The organism is Nocardioides sp. AE5 (assembly GCF_031844485.1).
In the GTDB taxonomy this organism is placed as follows: domain Bacteria; phylum Actinomycetota; class Actinomycetes; order Propionibacteriales; family Nocardioidaceae; genus Nocardioides.
On the sequence record NZ_JAUZVI010000002.1, the window covers coordinates 360,363 to 378,624 of the forward strand.

Consider the following 18,262-nt stretch of genomic DNA (forward strand, 5'->3'; position numbering starts at 1 on the left):
AAACCCGGTCGAGTCCACCGGTCCGGCCCGCCTAGAATCACCACCATGATCCGACGCATCGACCTCCGTGGAAGCAGCGCTGCTCCCGTCGACTACCGGAGCGTGGTCCCGCGCTCCGAGTTCGACGTGGAGGCCGCCCTCCATGTGGTGCGCCCGATCTGTGACGACGTACGTGACCGGGGTGTCGAGGCGATCCTCGAATACTCCGCCCGCTTCGACGGCGTGGAGCAGTCCGACATCGCCGTGCCGCGCGACGCGCTCCGCTCCGCGCTGGCCGCACTCGACCCCGCGGTCCGGGCCGGGCTGGAGGAGTCCATCCGGCGCCTGCGCGCCACCTGCGAGGCCGAACTCGAGCACGACGTGGTCACCGACCTCGGCCCCGGTGCCACGGTGACACACCGGATGGTCCCCGTCGAGCGGGTCGGGCTCTACGTGCCCGGGGGCCTGGCGCCACTGGTCTCCAGCGTGATCATGAACGTGGTGCCCGCTCAGGTCGCCGGCGTCTCCTCGATCGCGCTGACCTCCTCGCCGCAGGCCGAGCACGGCGGACTGCCGCACCCCACCATCCTGGCCGCCTGCGAACTGCTCGGCATCGACGAGGTGTACGCCGTCGGCGGCGCCCAGGCGATCGCCATGTTCGCCCACGGCGCCGGCCCGTGTCGCCGCGTCGACCTGGTCACCGGACCGGGCAACATCTACGTGGTCTCCGCCAAGCGCCTGCTCAAGGGCCTGGTCGGGATTGACTCCGAGGCCGGGCCCACCGAGATCGCCGTGCTCGCCGACGACACCGCAGACCCGGCGTACGTCGCGGCCGACCTGATCAGCCAGGCCGAGCACGACCCGCTCGCCTCCGCAGTGCTGGTCACCGACTCCGAACAACTCGCCGCCGACGTCGAGGCGGAACTGGACAAGCAGGTCGCGGTGACCCGCCACGTCGAGCGGATCCGCACCTCGCTGTCCGGCCAGCAGTCCGGGATCGTCCTGGTCGACGACCTCGAGCAGGGCCTTGCCGTCGTCAATGCGTACGCCGCGGAGCACCTGGAGATCCAGACCCGCGACGCGTCCGCCCTGGCCGCCCGGGTCCGCAACGCCGGCGCGATCTTCGTCGGATCCTTCGCCCCGGTCTCCCTGGGCGACTACTGCGCGGGTTCCAACCACGTGCTGCCCACCGCCGGCTGCGCCTGCCACTCCTCGGGGCTCTCGGTGCGCTCGTTCCTCAAGGCCGTGCACGTCGTGGACTACACCCGCGACGCCCTGGCCGAGGTCGCCGACCACGTGGTCACCCTCGCCGAGGCCGAGGACCTTCCCGGCCACGGTGCCGCGGTCCGGGTCCGCTTCGAGAGCGGGAGCTGAGCATGCCCGCGACCTTCCCGCCGCTGCGCGAGGAGTTGCAGGGCATCGAGCCGTACGGCGCCCCGCAACTCGACGTACCCGTGCAACTCAACGTCAACGAGAACCCCTACGGGCCCTCGCCGGCCGCGGTCGCCGACATCGCCGCCGCCGTCGCGGCAGCGGCCGGCACCCTGAACCGCTACCCGGATCGCGAGTTCACCGAACTGCGCACCGGGCTGGCTGCCTACCTCAACACCGACGGCGGCTCCGGGATCACCCCGGAGATGGTCTGGGCGGCGAACGGGTCCAACGAGGTGATGCTGCAACTGCTGCAGGCCTTCGGTGGCCCGGGCCGGACCGCGCTGAGCTTCGCACCGACGTACTCGATGTATCCCGAATATGCCCGCGACTCCAACACGACCTGGGTCGTGGGGCACCGGGAGGGCGACTTCTCCCTCGACCTGCACCACGCCCGCGCCCTGATCGCCGAGCACCAGCCCCACGTCGTCCTGCTGCCCTCGCCGAACAACCCCACCGGTACGGCGCTGCCGCCCGAGGTGGTCGGGGTGCTCTGCGAGGCGCTGGCCGCGCTGCCCCACGGTGGGATCCTGGTCGTCGACGAGGCGTACGGCGAGTTCCGCCGCGAGGGCACCCCGAGCGCACTCGAGTTGCTGCCCGTCCACCGCAACCTGGTGGTGTCGCGGACGATGAGCAAGGCCTTCGCCCTGGCCGGTGCCCGGCTCGGTTACTTCGCCGCGGCGAAGGAGATCTGCGACGCGATCCGAGTGGTCCGTCTGCCCTACCACCTCTCCGCGGTCACCCAGGCCACCGCGATCGCGGCCCTGCGCCACGCCCCCGAACTGCTGGGCCGGGTCGACGACCTGCGCCGCGAGCGGGACGAGTGCGTACGCTGGCTCCGTGGACAGGGCCTGCAGGTCGCCGACAGCGACGCGAACTTCGCGTTCTTCGGCACCTTCGCGGACCGGCACGCCGTCTGGCAGGGTCTGCTGGACCGCGGCGTACTGATCCGGGAGACCGGACCCGACGGATGGCTCCGGGTGTCGATCGGCACCCCGGAAGAGATGACGGCCTTCAGGGACGCCCTGACCGAGGTCATGAAGGAGAACGAGGCATGAGCAGGACCGCGCGGATCGACCGGGAGACCAGCGAGTCGAAGATCCACGTCGAGCTCGACCTGGATGGCACCGGCAAGCACCAGATCTCCACCGGGATCGGGTTCTACGACCACATGCTGACCGCGTTCGCCCGTCACTCCCTGGTCGACCTGGTCGTGCACGCCGGCGGCGACACCCACATCGACTCCCACCACACCGTCGAGGACACCGCGATCGTGCTCGGCCAGGCGATCCGCCAGGCGCTTGGCGACAAGAAGGGCATCCGCCGCTTCGGCGACGCGACCGTGCCGCTCGACGAGGCGCTGGTCCAGGCCGTCGTCGACGTCTCCGGGCGCCCCTACTGCGTGCACACCGGCGAGCCCGAGGGCCAGGAGCACGTGCTGATCGGCAACCCGGCCGGCAACTTCTTCCTCGGCTCGCTGACCCGCCACGTCTTCGAGTCGATCAGCTTCCACGCCCACATCGCCCTGCACGTGCGGGTGCTGGCCGGCCGCGAACCGCACCACATCGTGGAGACCCAGTTCAAGGCATTCGCCCGCGCCTTCCGCGACGCGATCGCCTTCGACCCGCGCGAGACCGGAGTGCCCTCCACCAAGGGTGCCCTGTGACCGGGAAAGCACTGTGACCCGACCGCACGTGGCGGTCCTCGACTACGGCTCGGGGAACCTCCGCTCCGCGGTGCGCGCCATGGAGCGGGCCGGCGCCGAGGTGACGCTGACCTCTGACCGCCAGGTCGCCCAGGAGGCCGACGGGTTGCTGGTCCCCGGAGTCGGGGCGTACGCCGCCTGCATGGCGGGGCTGAGCGCCATCCGCGGCCAGGAAGTCATCGGCCGGCGCCTGGCCGGTGGACGCCCGGTGCTCGGCATCTGCGTCGGCATGCAGATCCTCTTCTCCCGCGGCGTCGAGCACGGCGTGGAGACAGCCGGTTGTGATGAGTGGCCCGGCACCGTCGAGCGGCTGCAGGCACCGGTGGTGCCGCACATGGGGTGGAACACCGTCGAGGTGCCCGCCGAGAGCCGCCTCTTCGCCGGGATCGCGGACGAGCGCTTCTACTTCGTCCACTCCTACGGTGTGCGTGAGTGGGAACTGGTCACCAACGACCGCACCCGGGCACCCCTGGTGACCTGGACCGAGACCGGACCGGACGCCGAGCGCGGCGACCGGTTCGTCGCCGCGGTGGAGAACGGTCCGCTCTCGGCGACCCAGTTCCACCCGGAGAAGTCCGGCGATGCCGGGGCTGCGCTGCTGCGCAACTGGGTGCTTTCCCTCTGAGCGCACCGCCCACAAGGCAGGACATCGTACGGGCCGGCACCGCGCTCCGCCTAGGATCAGCGCCATGAGTGACTACCTCGAGCTGCTGCCCGCCGTCGACATCGCAGGGGGCCGGGCCGTCCAGCTGGTCCAGGGCGTGGCCGGGTCGGAGAAGGTCTTCGGCGACCCGATCGAAGCGGCCCTGCGCTGGCAGGAGGCCGGTGCGGAGTGGCTGCACCTGGTCGACCTCGACGCCGCCTTTGGCCGTGGCAACAACCGCGAGCTCCAGGCGAAGATCGTCGGCGCCCTGGACATCAAGGTCGAGATGAGCGGTGGCATCCGCGACGACGACTCCCTCAAGGCGGCGATGGACGCCGGCTGCCGCCGGGTCAACATCGGCACCGCCGCGCTGGAGCAGCCCGAGTGGTGTGCCCGCGCCATCGCCGAGTACGGCGACCGGGTGGCGATCGGCCTCGACGTCCGCGGCCGGACCCTCGCCGCGCGCGGCTGGACCCGCGAGGGCGGCGACCTCTACGAGGTGCTCGCCCGGCTCGACTCCGAGGGCTGCGCCCGTTACGTGGTGACCGACGTGAACAAGGACGGCATGCTGCAGGGCCCCAACCTGGACCTGCTCCGCGATGTCTGTGCCGCCACCGACGCACCCGTGGTCGCCTCCGGCGGCGTCACCGAACTGGCCGACCTGGAAGCACTGCAGGGCCTGGTCGCCGACGGTGTCGAGGGCGCCATCATCGGCACCGCGCTCTATGAGGGCCGCTTCACCCTGGAGGACGCCCTCGCGCTGACCCTGCCCGGGCGGGCCTGAGCCGATGACCCTCGCCGTACGGGTGATCCCGTGCCTGGACGTGGATGCCGGCCGGGTGGTCAAGGGGATCAACTTCAAGGACCTGCGCGACGCCGGGGACCCGGTCGAACTGGCCCGTACCTATGACGCCGAGGGTGCCGACGAGCTGACCTTCCTCGACATCTCCGCCTCCCACGAGGGGCGCGCCACCACGATGGAGATCGTCTCGCGCACCGCGGAAGAGGTCTTCATCCCGCTCACCGTCGGCGGTGGCGTCTCGTCGGTCGAGGACGTGGACCGCCTGCTGCGGGCCGGCGCGGACAAGGTCGCGATGAACACCGCCGCGATCCGCCGCCCCGAACTGATCGCCGAGGTGGCCGACCGGTTCGGCAACCAGGTGCTGGTCCTCTCGGTGGACGCGCGTCGCGCCGCCGGCACCGACTCCGGCTTCGAGGTCACCACCCACGGTGGGCGCCAATCCGCGGGACTGGATGCGATCGCATGGGCCGCCCGTGCCACCGAACTCGGTGCAGGCGAGATCCTGCTCAACGCGATGGACGCCGACGGCACCCGGGACGGATTCGACCTGGAATTGCTCCGCGCCGTACGCCGGGAGGTCACCATCCCGGTGATCGCCTCCGGTGGCGCCGGCGCGGTGGAGCACTTCGCACCGGCCGTCGACGCCGGGGCCGACGCGGTGCTCGCCGCCACCGTCTTCCACTTCGGCACGCTGCGCATCGGCGACGTCAAGGCGGCCCTGGCCGAAGCAGGCCACCCGGTCCGCTGATCCTGGCCCTCGCCACACGGTAGGGCTCCCCAGAGCCTGGCGGGGCGTGCCACGATGGTGAGGAGACTGGATGTGTCACTGCGGTCAGGAGATGTCATGTCAACGGACGCCTTGCAGCGCACCCCGATGCCCTTGGCGGACTACCTCGCGCTGCCGGAAGGCATCCGGGCCGAGTGGGTCGACGGGATCGCGATCGTGACCCCGACGCCAACGGCGCCGCACCAACGCATCTCGTTTCGACTCGCGAACGCCATCGACGAAGGGTGCCCCGGGCTGTTCATGGTGGAGGCGGTTGGCTGGCGCACCTCGGCGACTCGTTACCGGATCCCCGACATCATTGCGACCACCGAGCCCTTCGACGGCTCCTGGGCCACCACGACACCGGTGATCGCGGTCGAGATCCTCTCGCCCGGCACCCGAACCGAGGACACCGTGCGCAAGTCGCACGAGTACGCCTCCGCGGGCGTGGCGCACTACTGGATCGTCGACCGGGAGCGCCACATCCTTACGGCGCTGGTCAACAGCGGCGACGGCTGGGAAATCCTTCTCGAACTCACCGCGGAGCAGCCCGACGGCAGCATCGGCGTCGGAGACCACGGCACGGTCGAAATCCGCCTCGACCGCCTGTTCGCGACCTGACCTGCCGGGCCCACCGCGGGCCCTGCACTCGGGAATGCCCGGAGCCCAGGCGTGGTTGGGCATGCTGGCTGGTGCAACAGCCGTGGCGGAAGGGACAGGTTGAGCAGGGGCACGCGTACGTCGACGATGCGGGACGGTTTCCGCGTCCTCGGTGTGGCGATCCGCAAGGAACCCTGGATCTTCACCCTCTCCACGCTGGGCAGCATCCTCTTCGGAGCACTCACCGTCGCGGACGCATGGGTGCTCGGCTGGGCCACCGAGCATGCGGTGATCCCCGCCTTCGAGACCGGTGAGATCGATGCGGGCATCCTCTGGGCGGTGCTGGCGCTCTTCGTCGGCGTCGCGATCCTGCGGGCCGTCGGCATCGTCGCCCGACGCCTGGGTGCCGGGATCATGCAGTACCGGATGCAGGCGCACACCCGCCGTGCCGTCACCCGCCAATACCTGGACCTCCCGATGGAGTGGCACCAGCGCCATCCCACCGGCCAGTTGCTCTCCAACGCCAACTCCGACGTCGAGGCGGCCTGGTTCCCGATCGCGCCGCTGCCGATGGCGGTCGGCACCGTGGCGATGATGGCGATCGCGATCGTGCAGATGCTCGTCGCCGACCTGGTCCTGGCCCTGGTAGGCCTGCTCGTCTTCCCGGTGGTGATCGCCGCCAACATCGCCTATCAGCGTGCCTCCTCACCGCTGATGTCGCGGGCCCAGCAGTTGCGCGCCGAGGTGAGCGAAGTCGCCCACGAGTCGTTCGACGGCGCGATGGTGGTCAAGACCCTCGGCCGCGAGGGCGAGGAGACCGACCGGTTCGCCGCCAAGGTCACCGACCTGCGCGACGTACTGGTCCGGGCCGGCCGGATCCGGGCACTCTTCGACCCGGCGATCGCGGCGCTCCCGAACCTGGGCGTCCTGGTCGTCCTCGGTGTCGGGGTCTCCCGGGTGCTCAGCGGTGCCGCCGACGCGGGCTCCGTGGTCACCGTCGCCTACCTGCTCACCATCGTCTCCTTCCCGATCCGGTCGATCGGCTGGCTGCTGGGCGAGTTCCCGCGCAGCGTCGTCGGCTATCAGCGGGTCCGCTCGGTGCTCGATGCCACCGGTGAGATGGAGTACGGCGAAGCCCGGCTCCCACGGGCCACGGCCGGTGCCGCGCTCGGCGTCACCGGCGTCGCCTATGCGTACGACGCCGACCAGGCACTGCTGCGCGAGGTGAGCTTCGACGTCGCTCCCGGCCGGACTGTCGCCCTGGTCGGACCCACGGCAGCAGGGAAGAGCACGCTGACCAACCTGCTCACCCGGCTGGTCGACCCGGACGCGGGCACCATCCGGATCGACGGCGTGGACCTGCGCGACCTCGCCCGGGGCGAACTGGCCAGCGCCGTTGCCGTCGTACCGCAGACCGCCTTCCTCTTCGACGACACCGTCCGCGACAACATCACCCTCGGTGCCGACGTCACCGACGAGGAGGTCTGGGCCGCGTTGCGGACCGCGCAGGCCGATGGATTCGTGGCGGCACTGGCCGACGGCCTCGACACCCGGCTGGGGGAGCGGGGTACCTCGCTCTCGGGCGGCCAGCGCCAACGCCTTTCCCTGGCCCGCGCACTCGTCCGCAAGCCCCGGCTGATGATCCTCGACGACGCCACCTCCGCCGTCGACCCGGACGTGGAGGCCCGGATCCTCGCCGCACTGCGCGAGGACGGCCAGGACACGACCCTGGTCGTGGTCGCCTATCGCAAGGCGACCATCGGCCTCGCCGACGAGGTGCTGCACCTGGACCGTGGCCGCATCGTCGACCGCGGCACCCATGCCGACCTCGTGGAGCGGAGCCCCGACTACGCGCGCCTGGTGAACGCCTACGAGCAGGAGGCAGGTGAGCGCCGATGAGCACGGGCGTCGACTCCGGCGAGTCCATCAAGGCGATGGCCACCATCCGTCGCGGCATGGAGATCTCTCCCGAGCTGCGGCAGGGCCTGGGCGGGACGCTGGCCCTGGCGGTGCTCTCCACGCTCGGCCAACTGGTGGTCCCGATCGTGGTGCAGCAGACCCTCGACAAGGGCCTGGGCGCCGAGGGCGGGCCGGACACCGGCTTCATGCTGCGGATGGGACTGCTGGCGGCGGTCGCGATCGTGGCGACCAGCGTGGCGTCGTACCTGATGACGGTCCGGCTCTTCCGGGCAGCCGAAGGAGGCCTGGCCACGCTGCGGACCAAGGCGTTTCGCCACGTGCATGACCTGCCGCTGCTCACCCAGAACACCGAGCGGCGCGGATCGCTGGTCTCCCGGGTCACCGGGGACGTCGACACGGTGAGCCAGTTCCTGGTCTTCGGCGGCGTGATGATGATCGTCTCGATCGGGCAGGTCTTCGTGGCCACGCTGTTGATGGCCTACTACTCCTGGCAACTGACCATCGTGGTCTGGGTCTGCTTCGCGCCGTTGCTGCTCTCGTTGCGCTACTTCCAGCAGAAGCTCTCCCAGGCGTACGGCGTGGTACGCCGCCAGGTCGCCGCGATGCTCTCCGCCGTCTCCGAGCCGGTGGTCGGCGCCCAGGTGGTGAAGTCGTACGCGATCGAGGCCCGCACCCAGGTGCGGATCGACACCGCCATCCGGGCCAGCCAGATGGCCGCCACGAAGGCGCAGGGCTTCACGGCCTTCTCCTTCTCCCTCGGCGGACTGTCGGGCGGGTTGGCCAACGCAGGGGTGATCATCGTCGGGATCTGGCTCGGCTTCGCCGGTGAGATCACCGCTGGTGAGGTGGTCGCCTTCGCGTTCCTGGTCACCCTCTTCGTCTCCCCGATCCAGATGGGCACCCAGATCCTCACCGACGCTCAGAACGCGATCGCCGGGTGGCGCAGGGTGATCGGCATCCTCGACACGCCCGCCGACCTGGTCGACCCGGGCGCGGACGGCGCCGTACTCCCACGCGGGCCGATCGACGCCGAGTTCCGCGGCGTCACCTTCGCCTATCCGGGCGGTCCCGACGTGCTCCATGGGGTCGACCTCCGGATCGAGGCAGGGGCCCGGGTTGCAATCGTGGGGGAGACCGGCTCCGGCAAGTCGACCTTCGCCAAGCTGCTGACCCGGCTGATGGATCCGACGTACGGCGAGGTGTTGCTCGACGGCGTCGACCTGAGGGACATCCGACAGTCGTCGCTGCGCAGTTCGGTGGTGCTGGTGCCGCAGGAGGGCTTCCTCTTCGACGACACCCTGCGCGCCAACGCCCGCTATGGGCGCCTCGATGCGACCGATGACGAGATCCGTGCCTCGGCCGCGGAACTGGGGCTCTCCGCCTGGCTGGACGGGTTGCCCCGCGGCCTGGATACCCGGGTCGGCCAGCGCGGCGAATCGCTCTCGGCAGGGGAGCGCCAACTGGTCGCCCTGCTCCGGGCGCACCTCGCCGACCCCGACCTGCTCGTCCTCGACGAGGCGACCAGTGCAGTCGACCCGCAACTGGAGATGCAGATCGGCCGGGCGCTCGAGCGCCTGATGAGCGGGCGTACGTCGGTCACCATCGCGCACCGGATGAGCACCGCCGAGAACGCCGACGAGGTCGTGGTCGTGGACCAGGGGCGCGTGGTGCAACGCGGACCGCACGCCAGCCTGGTCACCGAGGGCGGCGCTTATGGGCGACTGCACGCGTCGTGGGTTGCCCAGCAGGGGAGTTGACGCCCACTCGGGACCGGTGACTGTTTCGCGGGGGAGTTGTGTCGGGCCCCTCTGATGGACTGTTCGCATGATCGATACCGACGCAGCTCTGGCCCCGTTCGAGGTGGATGACCTCGACGGTGACGTGCTGCTCGATCTGATCTCGGACAACACTGACCAGGAGTGGCGGGCCGAACGCCGCCGGCTCCGGCTCGCCTACCAACTCTGCGTCACCCATCCTGCCGTCGAAGACGATCCAGCCTCATGGGCCGACGGGATCCCGGACCTGGCTGGCTACACCGACACGCTGGGCGGCGAAGGGACCCCGGAGGTGGCGGCGTTCACGGTCGAACTGTGGGCCACCGCCGCCGGTGTCTCCACCTGGTCAGCCAAGCGGACCCTGGCTGCCACGCTGGATCTGCACCACCGCCTGCCGTGCACGTGGGCGGCTGTTGAGGAACTCCGTATCCCTGGTTGGAAGGCGTGCCGGGTCGCTGAGGACACGAACCGCTTCTCGCTTGAGGCTGCGACGTGGGTGGATGTGGAGTTGGCGCGGCGTGGGACGTGGGGGTTGCCGACGATCGAGAAGACGATCAAGGCCGCGATGGCGATGTTCCACCCCGATCTGGTCAAGAACAACGGGCTGCCGGGGCGTGATGACTGGGACGTCACCGTCGACCACGCTGCTGGCGTGGACGGGACCAGCCGCCTCGACGCCATCGGCGACAGCGTGGATCTGGAGACGTTCCACTCGCTGCTTGCTGATGAGGCAGCCACCATGGGACGCCTCGGCGACACCGACACGCTCGGGCAGCGGAAGGCCAAGGCCCTCGGTGTGTTGGCGGACCGGCAGGCGACTGCCGACCTGCTGGGCTTGCTCGACAACAGCGGCACCGCCAGCGGCAGCGGCAGCAGCAGCGGCGAGACTGGCCACGGCGCGGGCGAGGACCCCAACAACCCGGCCGGTGGCCTGGTGCACCCCGTCACCGGCAAGCCCGTCACCCGACGCCGCTCGTACCTGAAGACCCGCCTCTACGTACACCTCACGCTGACGGATCTCGCCACGATGGCCGGCGCGGCTGCGGATGGTTACGTCGCCGCGACGAACCTCTTCGGCACCGTCCACCTCGACACCCTCACGACCTGGCTACGCGACCTCGGCACCAACGCCCGCGTCACGCCCGTCATCGACACCAACCGTGACTGGGCGGTCGACCACCACGATCCACCCGAAACCATGCGCGAACAAGTGATTCTCCGGGATCGCCACTGCGTCTTCCCGTGGTGCACAGTCGATGCCCGCAACTGCGACCTCGACCACATCGAGCCCTACGACGAACACGGCCCACCCGACCAGACCAGGCCCGACAACCTCGCGCCGCTCTGCCGGCGTCATCATCTGGCCAAGACCCACGGGACGTGGCGCTACGTCCGCAACCGCGACGGCACCTACACCTGGACCAACCACACCCACACCTGGCTCGTCACCCACGACGGCACCACCAGCCTCACCGATCCCTGAATGCCCTGCCCCGTCCCCCGGGAACAGCGCGAACCGCCCACAGCGAACCGCACCCCCGGGGACACAGGCATGCCATCGCACCCCTCGCGGCCATGCCCGCGACAGGACGGCGGATAGGCTTGCCCACCGTGACCACCCTCGATCCAGCGATTGCCGCACGACTCAAGCGCACCAGCGGAGCCCTCGTGCCCGCCATCGTGCAGCAGCACGACACCGGCGAGGTGCTGATGCTCGGCTGGATGGACGACACCGCCCTGGCCATGACCCTGGAGACCGGCCGGGCGACGTACTGGTCCCGCTCGCGCGGCGAGTACTGGATTAAGGGCGAGACCTCCGGGCACCGGCAGTGGGTCAAGGAAGTCCGCCTTGACTGCGACGGCGACACACTCCTGGTCAAGGTCGACCAGGAGGGCGCCGCCTGCCACACGGGGGACCGGACCTGCTTCGACGCTGACAGGCTCGACTGAGGATGGACGCCCGGCGGACCTTCGCGCCACTCGTCCTGCTCGGACTGGCCAGCAGTGCCGCGACCGCTGTCGCGGGAAGTCGCCGGTTGATGGTGGTCGCCAACGACGCACTGGTCAGCGCCGGGGTCGAGCCCAGCACCCTGGACCGGATCCAGGGCGACACGGATGCCGAAGTGATCACCGGCAGCGCCAGCGTCGCTGGTGACCTGCCCCTGGTCGGCGCCCTGGCACTGGTCCTCCTCGCACTGTGGGGCGTCCTGCTGGTCACCCGGGGACGCGTCCGGGTGGTCACCGCGTGGGCAGGTGTCCTCGCGGCCGCCGGCACCCTGGCCGCGCTGGTGGCCGGCTTCGTCACCGGCACCGACGGCTACGCCGAGGCACTGTGGGCGGCCACCGGCCACCCTGGCGGGCAGCGCCCGGAGATGGACGTGGAGGCGACCACCTGGTTCTGGGTCGGCTGCGTCGCGGCCGTCCTGGCACTGGTCGTGACGCTGCTCGCCACCCGCATGGTGGCCCACTGGCCGGCGATGGGCTCGCGGTACGACGCCCCCGGCAGCCAGTCCAGTCCAGCAGCGCCGGATCCGGCCACCGCAAGCAGCACCGACCTGTGGAAGTCGCTCGACGAGGGACACGACCCGACCGCCTGACCCACGCGCCGGGTCACCTGCATAGACTGTCCCCGTCAGACCACGCGCAAGAGGAGCCACCCAACATGTCTTCCAACCACGGCAACACCCCTGCGGCCTGGACCGCGGTCGTCATCGGCCTGGCCGCCTTCGTGGTTGCGGGCATCGGCCTGATGATGTCGCCGATCAACATGCCCGTCTTCTGGGTCGGCGCGATCCTGCTGCCGGTCGCGGCCGTGGTGTTCGTCGTGATGACGAAGATGGGCCTTGGCGAACAGCACTGACCTCACGGTCCGCGCGCAGCGCTCCCGCGGAGCGCGGATCGCCGCACCCCTGGCACTGGCCGGCGCGACGCTGGCCGCCACGGTTGCCCTGCACTACCGCGACCCACACGTCGAGGGCTCGTGGGGCCAGTGCCCGCTGAACTACGTGCTCGGGGTGGACTGCCCCGGCTGCGGTGGACTGCGCGCGGTCAACCTGCTGACCAACCGCGACCTGGTCGGCGCCGCGTCGAGCAACCTGCTCTTCGTGGTCTCGATCCCGCTCCTGGTCGGCCTCTGGTTCGTCTGGCTGCGCCGCGAGTGGCGCGGCGAGCGACCACTGCGGCTCAGCACGCCGGTCGTCGCGGTGCTGCTGGTCACGGTGATCGGCTTCGCGGTGGTGCGGAACCTGCCCTTCGCCTCATGGCTGGCCGCCTGAACCAAGACCGGTGGAGCCTGCACAGCGGGCGCGCTGTGCAGGCGCAACCGGGCAGGTGACAAACTTGGCCCGTCCGATGAACCTGGAGGTTTGTGCATGTCCGTGCTCGACGACATCGTCGCGGGTGTGAGGATCGACCTCGCCGAGCGCGAGCAGCAGATCAGCTTCGACGAGATCCAGGCGCTGGCCCAGCAGGCACCGGCGCCGCTGGACCCGATGCCGCACTTCCGCTCGGACCACATCAGCGTCATCTCCGAGGTGAAGCGCAAGTCACCCAGCAAGGGCGACCTGGCCCAGATCCCCGACCCGGCCGTCCTCGCCACGGCGTACCAGCGCGGCGGCGCAGCCGCGATCAGCGTGCTCACCGAGCAGCGGAGGTTCAACGGCAGCCTCGACGATCTGCGTACCGTCCGGGCCGCGGTCGGCGTACCGGTGCTGCGCAAGGACTTCATCGTCACCAGCTATCAACTCCACGAGGCCCGCGCCAACGGCGCCGACCTGGCGCTGCTCATCGTCGCCGCCCTGCCCCAGTCCGACCTGGAACGCCTCCACGCCGAGGCGCGCTCCCTGGGGCTCACCGTGCTGGTCGAGGTGCACGACGCCGAGGAGACCCGCCGCGCCGTCGACCTCGGTGCCGAACTGATCGGTGTCAATGCCCGCAACCTCAAGACCCTCGCCGTCGACAACGACACCTTCGGGCGCCTGGCCTCGCTGATCCCCGACGACCGGGTCAGGGTCGCCGAGTCCGGCATCTCCGGGGTCGCCGACGTCGAGCGCTTCGCCGCGGAGGGAGCCAGCGTCGTGCTGGTCGGCGAGGCACTGGTCAAGGACGGCGATCCCGAGGCGGCGGTCCGGGCGATGAGCGCGGTGCCGACCGACCACCAGAGCACCACCAACCAGCAGTGAGCAGGAGACAGATGAGTGCCTTCGACGCCGACGAGCGTGGCTTCTTCGGGAACTTCGGTGGGCGCTTCATGCCCGAGGCGCTGGTCGCCGCGCTGGACGAACTGACCGTCGCCTGGACCGAGGCGATGGCGGACCCCGAGTTCACCGACGCCTTCGCCACCATCCTGCGCGAGTACGCCGGTGCCCCCAGCCCGCTCTACCACGCCGAGCGCCTCTCGAAGCGGGTCGGCGCGAGGATCCTGCTCAAGCGCGAGGACCTCAACCACACCGGCGCCCACAAGATCCGCAACGTGCTGGGCCAGGCCCTGCTCACCCAGCGGATGGGCAAGACCCGGGTGATCGCCGAGACCGGCGCCGGCCAGCACGGCGTCGCCAGCGCCACCGCGGCGGCGTACTTCGGGCTCGACTGCACCGTCTACATGGGCGCGGTGGACACCCGCCGCCAGGCCCTCAACGTGGCCCGGATGGAACTGCTCGGCGCCAAGGTGATCCCGGTCGAGTCCGGCTCGGCCACCCTCAAGGACGCCATCAACGAGGCCCTGCGCGACTGGGTCGCCAGCGTCGACCACACGGCGTACCTCTTCGGCACGGCCGCCGGCCCGCACCCGTTCCCCTCGATGGTGCGCGACTTCTGCCGCAGCATCGGCGACGAGGCCAGGCAACAATCCCTGGACCAGTACGGCGCCCTGCCGGACGCCATCGCCGCCTGCGTCGGCGGCGGGTCGAACGCGATCGGCCTCTTCACCGCCTTCCTCGACGACGCCGACGTGGCGATCTATGGCTTCGAACCCGGGGGAGAGGGGATCGAGACCGGCCGCCACGCCGCCACCATCGGCGCCGGGGAATCAGGGGTGCTGCACGGCGCCCGCACCTATGTGCTCCAGGACGAGGACGGGCAGACCATCGAGTCGCACTCGATCTCCGCCGGGCTCGACTACCCCGGCGTGGGTCCCCAGCACTCGCACCTCTCTGAGATCGGGCGGGCACGCTACCTCCCGGTCACCGACGCCGAGGCGATGGAAGCGCTCGCCCTGCTCAGCCGCACCGAGGGGATCATCCCGGCGATCGAGTCCGCCCACGCGGTCGCCGGTGCGCTCAAGGTCGCCGAGGAACTCGCCGCGGAGAAGGGCCCTGATGCCACCGTGCTGATCAACCTGTCGGGACGCGGGGACAAGGACATGGGCACCGCCGTGGAGTGGTTCGGGCTGAACCGACCCGACGGCGCCGACATCGACGGAACGGATGGGGGAGCGGCATGAGTGCGGCCACCGCCTTCGCAACAGCCCGCGCCGAGGGGCGCAGTGCCCTGGTCGGCTACCTGCCTGCCGGGTTCCCGGACGTGGACACCTCGATCGAGGCAATGCGCGTGATGGTCGATGCCGGGTGCGACGTGATCGAGATCGGCCTGCCCTACAGCGACCCGGTGATGGACGGTCCGACCATCCAGGCCGCGGCGCAGCAGGCACTGGACGCAGGCATGCGGACCCGCGACGTCTTCCGGGTGGTGGAGGCCGTCGCCGCCACCGGCATGCCCCCCCTGGTGATGACCTACTGGAACCCGGTGGAACGCTACGGCGTCGAGCGGTTCGCCGCCGACCTCGCCTCTGCCGGGGGAGCCGGCCTGATCACCCCCGACATCACGCCCGACTACGGTGCCGAGTGGATCGCCGCAGCCGACGCGCACGACCTGGACAAGGTCTTCCTGGTCGCACCGTCCTCGACCGATGAGCGGATCGCGATGACCACCGCGGCCTGCCGCGGCTTCGTCTACGCCACGGCCGTGATGGGCGTGACCGGCACCCGGACCAGCACCAGCGACCTCGCCGGCCCGCTGGTGGCCCGGACCCGGGAGTTCAGCCCCGCAGGCGGCGACCTCCCTGTCGGCGTCGGGCTCGGCGTCTCCAACGGCGACCAGGCCGCGGAGGTGGCGGCGTACGCCGATGGCGTCATCGTCGGTTCCGCCTTCGTGCGCACCCTGCTCGACGCCGGCAACGACCGCGCCGCAGGACTCTCCGCGCTGCGCGCCCTGACCGCCGACCTGGCCCAGGGGGTACGCCGTGGCTGAGCGCCGCAGCGCCGGACTGCTGACCGCCGCCGCGATGTCCCTGGCGCTCCTGCTCGGCGGGTGCGGGGACACCTCCGAGCCCGGCGTCATCCAGGGCGGCCAGGAGACCCGCGCCGACTGGACGGTCGCCGACACCACCCTGAACGACACCTCGGGCGCTGACTTCCAGTTGACCCGGGACGCCGACAAGAAGGTCACTCTGGTCTTCTTCGGCTACACCAACTGTCCCGACATCTGCCCGATGGTGATGGCCAACCTGGCCTCGGCGATGACCCGCCTCGACGACGACCAGCGCGCCAGGGTCGAGGTGCTCTTCGTCACCACCGACCCGGCGCGCGACACCGAGGAAGTGCTGCGCGGCTACCTGGACCGCTACGACCCGTCGTTCATCGGGCTGACCGGTGACCTGGCCAGCATCCTTGAACTCGGTGGCTCGTTCCACATCGCCATCGAAGAGGGTGAGAAGCTGCCCAGCGGCGGGTACGACGTGGCCCACGGCGACCAGGTCTTCTTCGTCGAGGAGGACGGCTCGATCCCGATGTACTGGTCGCGCGAGACGTCGTCCGCCGTGTTCGCCAACGACATCGCCACCCTGCTGGAAGGCTGATCCATGATCCTGCACACCATCCCCAGCCCCGCCGAGGGCGTGTGGCACCTGGGGCCGTTCCCGATCCGGGCCTATGCGCTGTGCATCATCCTGGGTGTCATCGCGGCCATCTGGGTCGGTGAGCGCCGCTGGGTGGCCCGCGGCGGGCAGGCCGGCCAGATCCAGGACATCGCGATCTGGGCGGTGCCGTTCGGCCTGGTCGGCGCGCGCCTCTACCACGTGATCACCGACTACCACCTCTACTTCGGGGAGGGGAAGGACCCGATCACCGCGCTCTACGTCTGGCGCGGTGGCCTGGGCATCTGGGGCGGCATCGCCATGGGTGCCCTCGGTGCCTGGATCGGTGCCCGGCAGATGGGCCTCCGCTTCACCCCGGTGATGGATGCGCTGGCGCCGGGACTGATCCTGGCCCAGGCGATCGGCCGCTGGGGCAACTACTTCAACCAGGAACTCTTCGGCCGGCCCACCGACCTGCCCTGGGGCCTGGAGATCGACGTTGCGCACCGCCCGGTCGGCTATGTCGACCAGGCCACCTTCCACCCGACGTTCCTCTACGAGTGCCTGTGGAACCTGGCCATCTTCGCGCTGCTGATCTGGGCCGACCGGCGCTTCCGCCTCGGCCACGGCAAGGTGATGGCGCTCTACATCGCCGGCTACACCGCCGGGCGCGGCTGGATCGAGTACATCCGGGTCGACAGCGTCCAGATGGACGACGTGGCGGGCCTGCGCCTCAACGTCTGGGTCTCGATCGCACTCTTCGCCCTGGCCATGGCCTGGTTCGCCTGGCTGGTGAAGAACCGGCCCGGGCGCGAGGAGAGCGTGCTGCGTGCCCCGGAGTCGGCTGCGGCTTCGGATGCGGAGTTGGCCGACGCTGACACCGACACGGACACCGACACGGACGTCGACGCCGATGCCGAGGAAGAGAAGGCCACGGCCGACACCGACGCAGACGACGAAGCCCCTGCCCGGGAGGAATGAGCGCAGCCTCTCCTTCGGTGCGCCAGCGCCCGGGGAGGACTAGCGTCAGGCCATGGCGCAACCCTCGGTGCATGTCGACGACCACGACCATGGCGACGTCACGGGCGGCTGGTTGCGCCCTGCCGTCTTCGGGGCGATGGACGCGCTGGTCTCCAACGCGGCACTGATCGCCGGGGTCGCCGGAGGCACCCAGGGCAGCGGTGACACCACCGCCATCGTGCTCGCCGGGCTGGCCGGCCTGGCGGCAGGCGCCTGTTCGATGGCCGCCGGGGAGTATGCGTCCGTGGCCAGCCAGGCCGAGGCCGCCGAGTTCGAGGTGGACAAGGAGCGGCGCGCGATCACGGCGAACCCGCGCGGCGAGCAGGCCGAACTGGCCGCCATGCTCGAGCAGAAGGGCCTCGAGGAGGAACTGGCCGCCGAGGTGGCCGAGCAGGTGCACCGCGACCTCGACAGCGCCGTAGCGGTGCATGCCATGGAGGAGTTCGGCGTGGACCCGGACGAGCTCGCCTCACCCACCGTGGCGGCCGGATCGTCGTTCCTCGCCTTCTCCCTCGGCGCGCTGGTCCCGCTGCTGCCCTACCTGCTCGGCGTCGGGTCCTTGTGGCCGGCGATGGTGGTGACGCTGGTCGCGCTCTTCATCTGCGGCGCAGTGGTGACCCGGGTGACGATCCGCCCGTGGTGGTTCGGCGGCGGGCGCCAGGTGCTGCTCGGCGCAGTCGCCTTCGCGGTGACCTACCTGGTCGGGCTGGCCGCTGGTGGCACGATCGCGTAACTGAGTGTTAGGGTTCTCTGCGCGAGGGCCAATGTCGT

At 70.5% G+C, this 18,262-nt stretch carries 20 protein-coding genes; all 20 read left to right on the forward strand.

Annotated features, from left to right (window positions below; translation table 11 throughout):
* Positions 1-45 precede the first annotated feature (45 nt).
* The 20 genes from hisD (at position 46) to Q9R27_RS04980 (ending at position 18,224) form a co-directional block, all read left to right on the forward strand.
* On the forward strand, positions 46-1,353 hold the full coding sequence (gene hisD, locus Q9R27_RS04885) for a histidinol dehydrogenase (protein WP_311251216.1): 1,308 nt from the start codon (positions 46-48) through the stop codon (positions 1,351-1,353).
* Between the two features lie 2 nt (positions 1,354-1,355).
* Positions 1,356-2,468, forward strand: a complete 1,113-nt coding sequence (locus Q9R27_RS04890; RefSeq protein ID WP_311251217.1) for a histidinol-phosphate transaminase — start codon at positions 1,356-1,358, stop codon at positions 2,466-2,468.
* The gene (hisB, locus tag Q9R27_RS04895; RefSeq protein WP_311251218.1) at positions 2,465-3,076 is read left to right on the forward strand and encodes an imidazoleglycerol-phosphate dehydratase HisB; all 612 of its coding nucleotides are present in this window, start codon (positions 2,465-2,467) and stop codon (positions 3,074-3,076) included. Before Q9R27_RS04890 ends, hisB begins: the two co-directional genes overlap by 4 nt.
* Positions 3,077-3,089: 13 nt before the next feature.
* Positions 3,090-3,740 carry an imidazole glycerol phosphate synthase subunit HisH gene (gene hisH, locus Q9R27_RS04900; protein WP_311251219.1) on the forward strand — a complete coding sequence of 217 codons (651 nt, stop codon included), beginning with the start codon at positions 3,090-3,092 and terminating at the stop codon, positions 3,738-3,740.
* Between the two features lie 64 nt (positions 3,741-3,804).
* Positions 3,805-4,542 carry a bifunctional 1-(5-phosphoribosyl)-5-((5-phosphoribosylamino)methylideneamino)imidazole-4-carboxamide isomerase/phosphoribosylanthranilate isomerase PriA gene (gene priA / locus Q9R27_RS04905; RefSeq protein ID WP_311251220.1) on the forward strand — a complete coding sequence of 246 codons (738 nt, stop codon included), beginning with the start codon at positions 3,805-3,807 and terminating at the stop codon, positions 4,540-4,542.
* A gap of 4 nt (positions 4,543-4,546) precedes the next feature.
* On the forward strand, positions 4,547-5,308 hold the full coding sequence (hisF, locus tag Q9R27_RS04910) for an imidazole glycerol phosphate synthase subunit HisF (protein WP_311251221.1): 762 nt from the start codon (positions 4,547-4,549) through the stop codon (positions 5,306-5,308).
* Positions 5,309-5,404: 96 nt separating this feature from the next.
* A complete protein-coding gene (locus Q9R27_RS04915; RefSeq protein WP_311251222.1) occupies positions 5,405-5,947 on the forward strand; it encodes a Uma2 family endonuclease in 543 nt (180 codons plus the stop codon).
* A 99-nt stretch (positions 5,948-6,046) separates the two neighbouring features.
* A complete protein-coding gene (locus Q9R27_RS04920; protein WP_311251223.1) occupies positions 6,047-7,825 on the forward strand; it encodes an ABC transporter ATP-binding protein in 1,779 nt (592 codons plus the stop codon).
* Complete coding sequence (locus tag Q9R27_RS04925) at positions 7,822-9,603, forward strand: ABC transporter ATP-binding protein (protein WP_311251224.1); 1,782 nt, start codon at positions 7,822-7,824, stop codon at positions 9,601-9,603. Before Q9R27_RS04920 ends, Q9R27_RS04925 begins: the two co-directional genes overlap by 4 nt.
* Before the next feature lie 67 nt (positions 9,604-9,670).
* The gene (locus tag Q9R27_RS04930) at positions 9,671-11,104 is read left to right on the forward strand and encodes an HNH endonuclease signature motif containing protein (RefSeq protein WP_311251225.1); all 1,434 of its coding nucleotides are present in this window, start codon (positions 9,671-9,673) and stop codon (positions 11,102-11,104) included.
* A 92-nt stretch (positions 11,105-11,196) separates the two neighbouring features.
* On the forward strand, positions 11,197-11,571 hold the full coding sequence (gene hisI, locus Q9R27_RS04935; protein ID WP_311251226.1) for a phosphoribosyl-AMP cyclohydrolase: 375 nt from the start codon (positions 11,197-11,199) through the stop codon (positions 11,569-11,571).
* Positions 11,572-11,573: 2 nt separating this feature from the next.
* Positions 11,574-12,218 carry a Trp biosynthesis-associated membrane protein gene (locus Q9R27_RS04940; protein WP_311251227.1) on the forward strand — a complete coding sequence of 215 codons (645 nt, stop codon included), beginning with the start codon at positions 11,574-11,576 and terminating at the stop codon, positions 12,216-12,218.
* Positions 12,219-12,283: 65 nt separating this feature from the next.
* Positions 12,284-12,481: an HGxxPAAW family protein gene (locus Q9R27_RS04945; RefSeq protein WP_311251228.1), complete on the forward strand. Its 198-nt coding sequence runs from the start codon at positions 12,284-12,286 to the stop codon at positions 12,479-12,481.
* On the forward strand, positions 12,465-12,896 hold the full coding sequence (locus tag Q9R27_RS04950) for a DUF2752 domain-containing protein (RefSeq protein WP_311251229.1): 432 nt from the start codon (positions 12,465-12,467) through the stop codon (positions 12,894-12,896). The genes Q9R27_RS04945 and Q9R27_RS04950 overlap by 17 nt, the downstream gene beginning before the upstream one ends.
* A 96-nt stretch (positions 12,897-12,992) precedes the next feature.
* Positions 12,993-13,802: an indole-3-glycerol phosphate synthase TrpC gene (trpC, locus tag Q9R27_RS04955; RefSeq protein WP_311251230.1), complete on the forward strand. Its 810-nt coding sequence runs from the start codon at positions 12,993-12,995 to the stop codon at positions 13,800-13,802.
* Positions 13,799-15,061, forward strand: coding sequence for a tryptophan synthase subunit beta (gene trpB / locus Q9R27_RS04960; protein ID WP_397219644.1), 1,263 nt, complete (start codon positions 13,799-13,801; stop codon positions 15,059-15,061). The genes trpC and trpB overlap by 4 nt, the downstream gene beginning before the upstream one ends.
* Positions 15,058-15,867 (forward strand): tryptophan synthase subunit alpha, encoded by an 810-nt coding sequence (gene trpA / locus Q9R27_RS04965; protein WP_311251232.1) that lies wholly within the window; start codon positions 15,058-15,060, stop codon positions 15,865-15,867. Before trpB ends, trpA begins: the two co-directional genes overlap by 4 nt.
* On the forward strand, positions 15,860-16,474 hold the full coding sequence (locus Q9R27_RS04970; protein WP_311251233.1) for an SCO family protein: 615 nt from the start codon (positions 15,860-15,862) through the stop codon (positions 16,472-16,474). Before trpA ends, Q9R27_RS04970 begins: the two co-directional genes overlap by 8 nt.
* A 3-nt stretch (positions 16,475-16,477) precedes the next feature.
* Positions 16,478-17,452, forward strand: a complete 975-nt coding sequence (gene lgt, locus Q9R27_RS04975; protein ID WP_311251234.1) for a prolipoprotein diacylglyceryl transferase — start codon at positions 16,478-16,480, stop codon at positions 17,450-17,452.
* Positions 17,453-17,504: 52 nt separating this feature from the next.
* Positions 17,505-18,224, forward strand: coding sequence for a VIT1/CCC1 transporter family protein (locus Q9R27_RS04980; protein ID WP_311251235.1), 720 nt, complete (start codon positions 17,505-17,507; stop codon positions 18,222-18,224).
* The last annotated feature ends 38 nt before the right edge of the window (positions 18,225-18,262 follow it).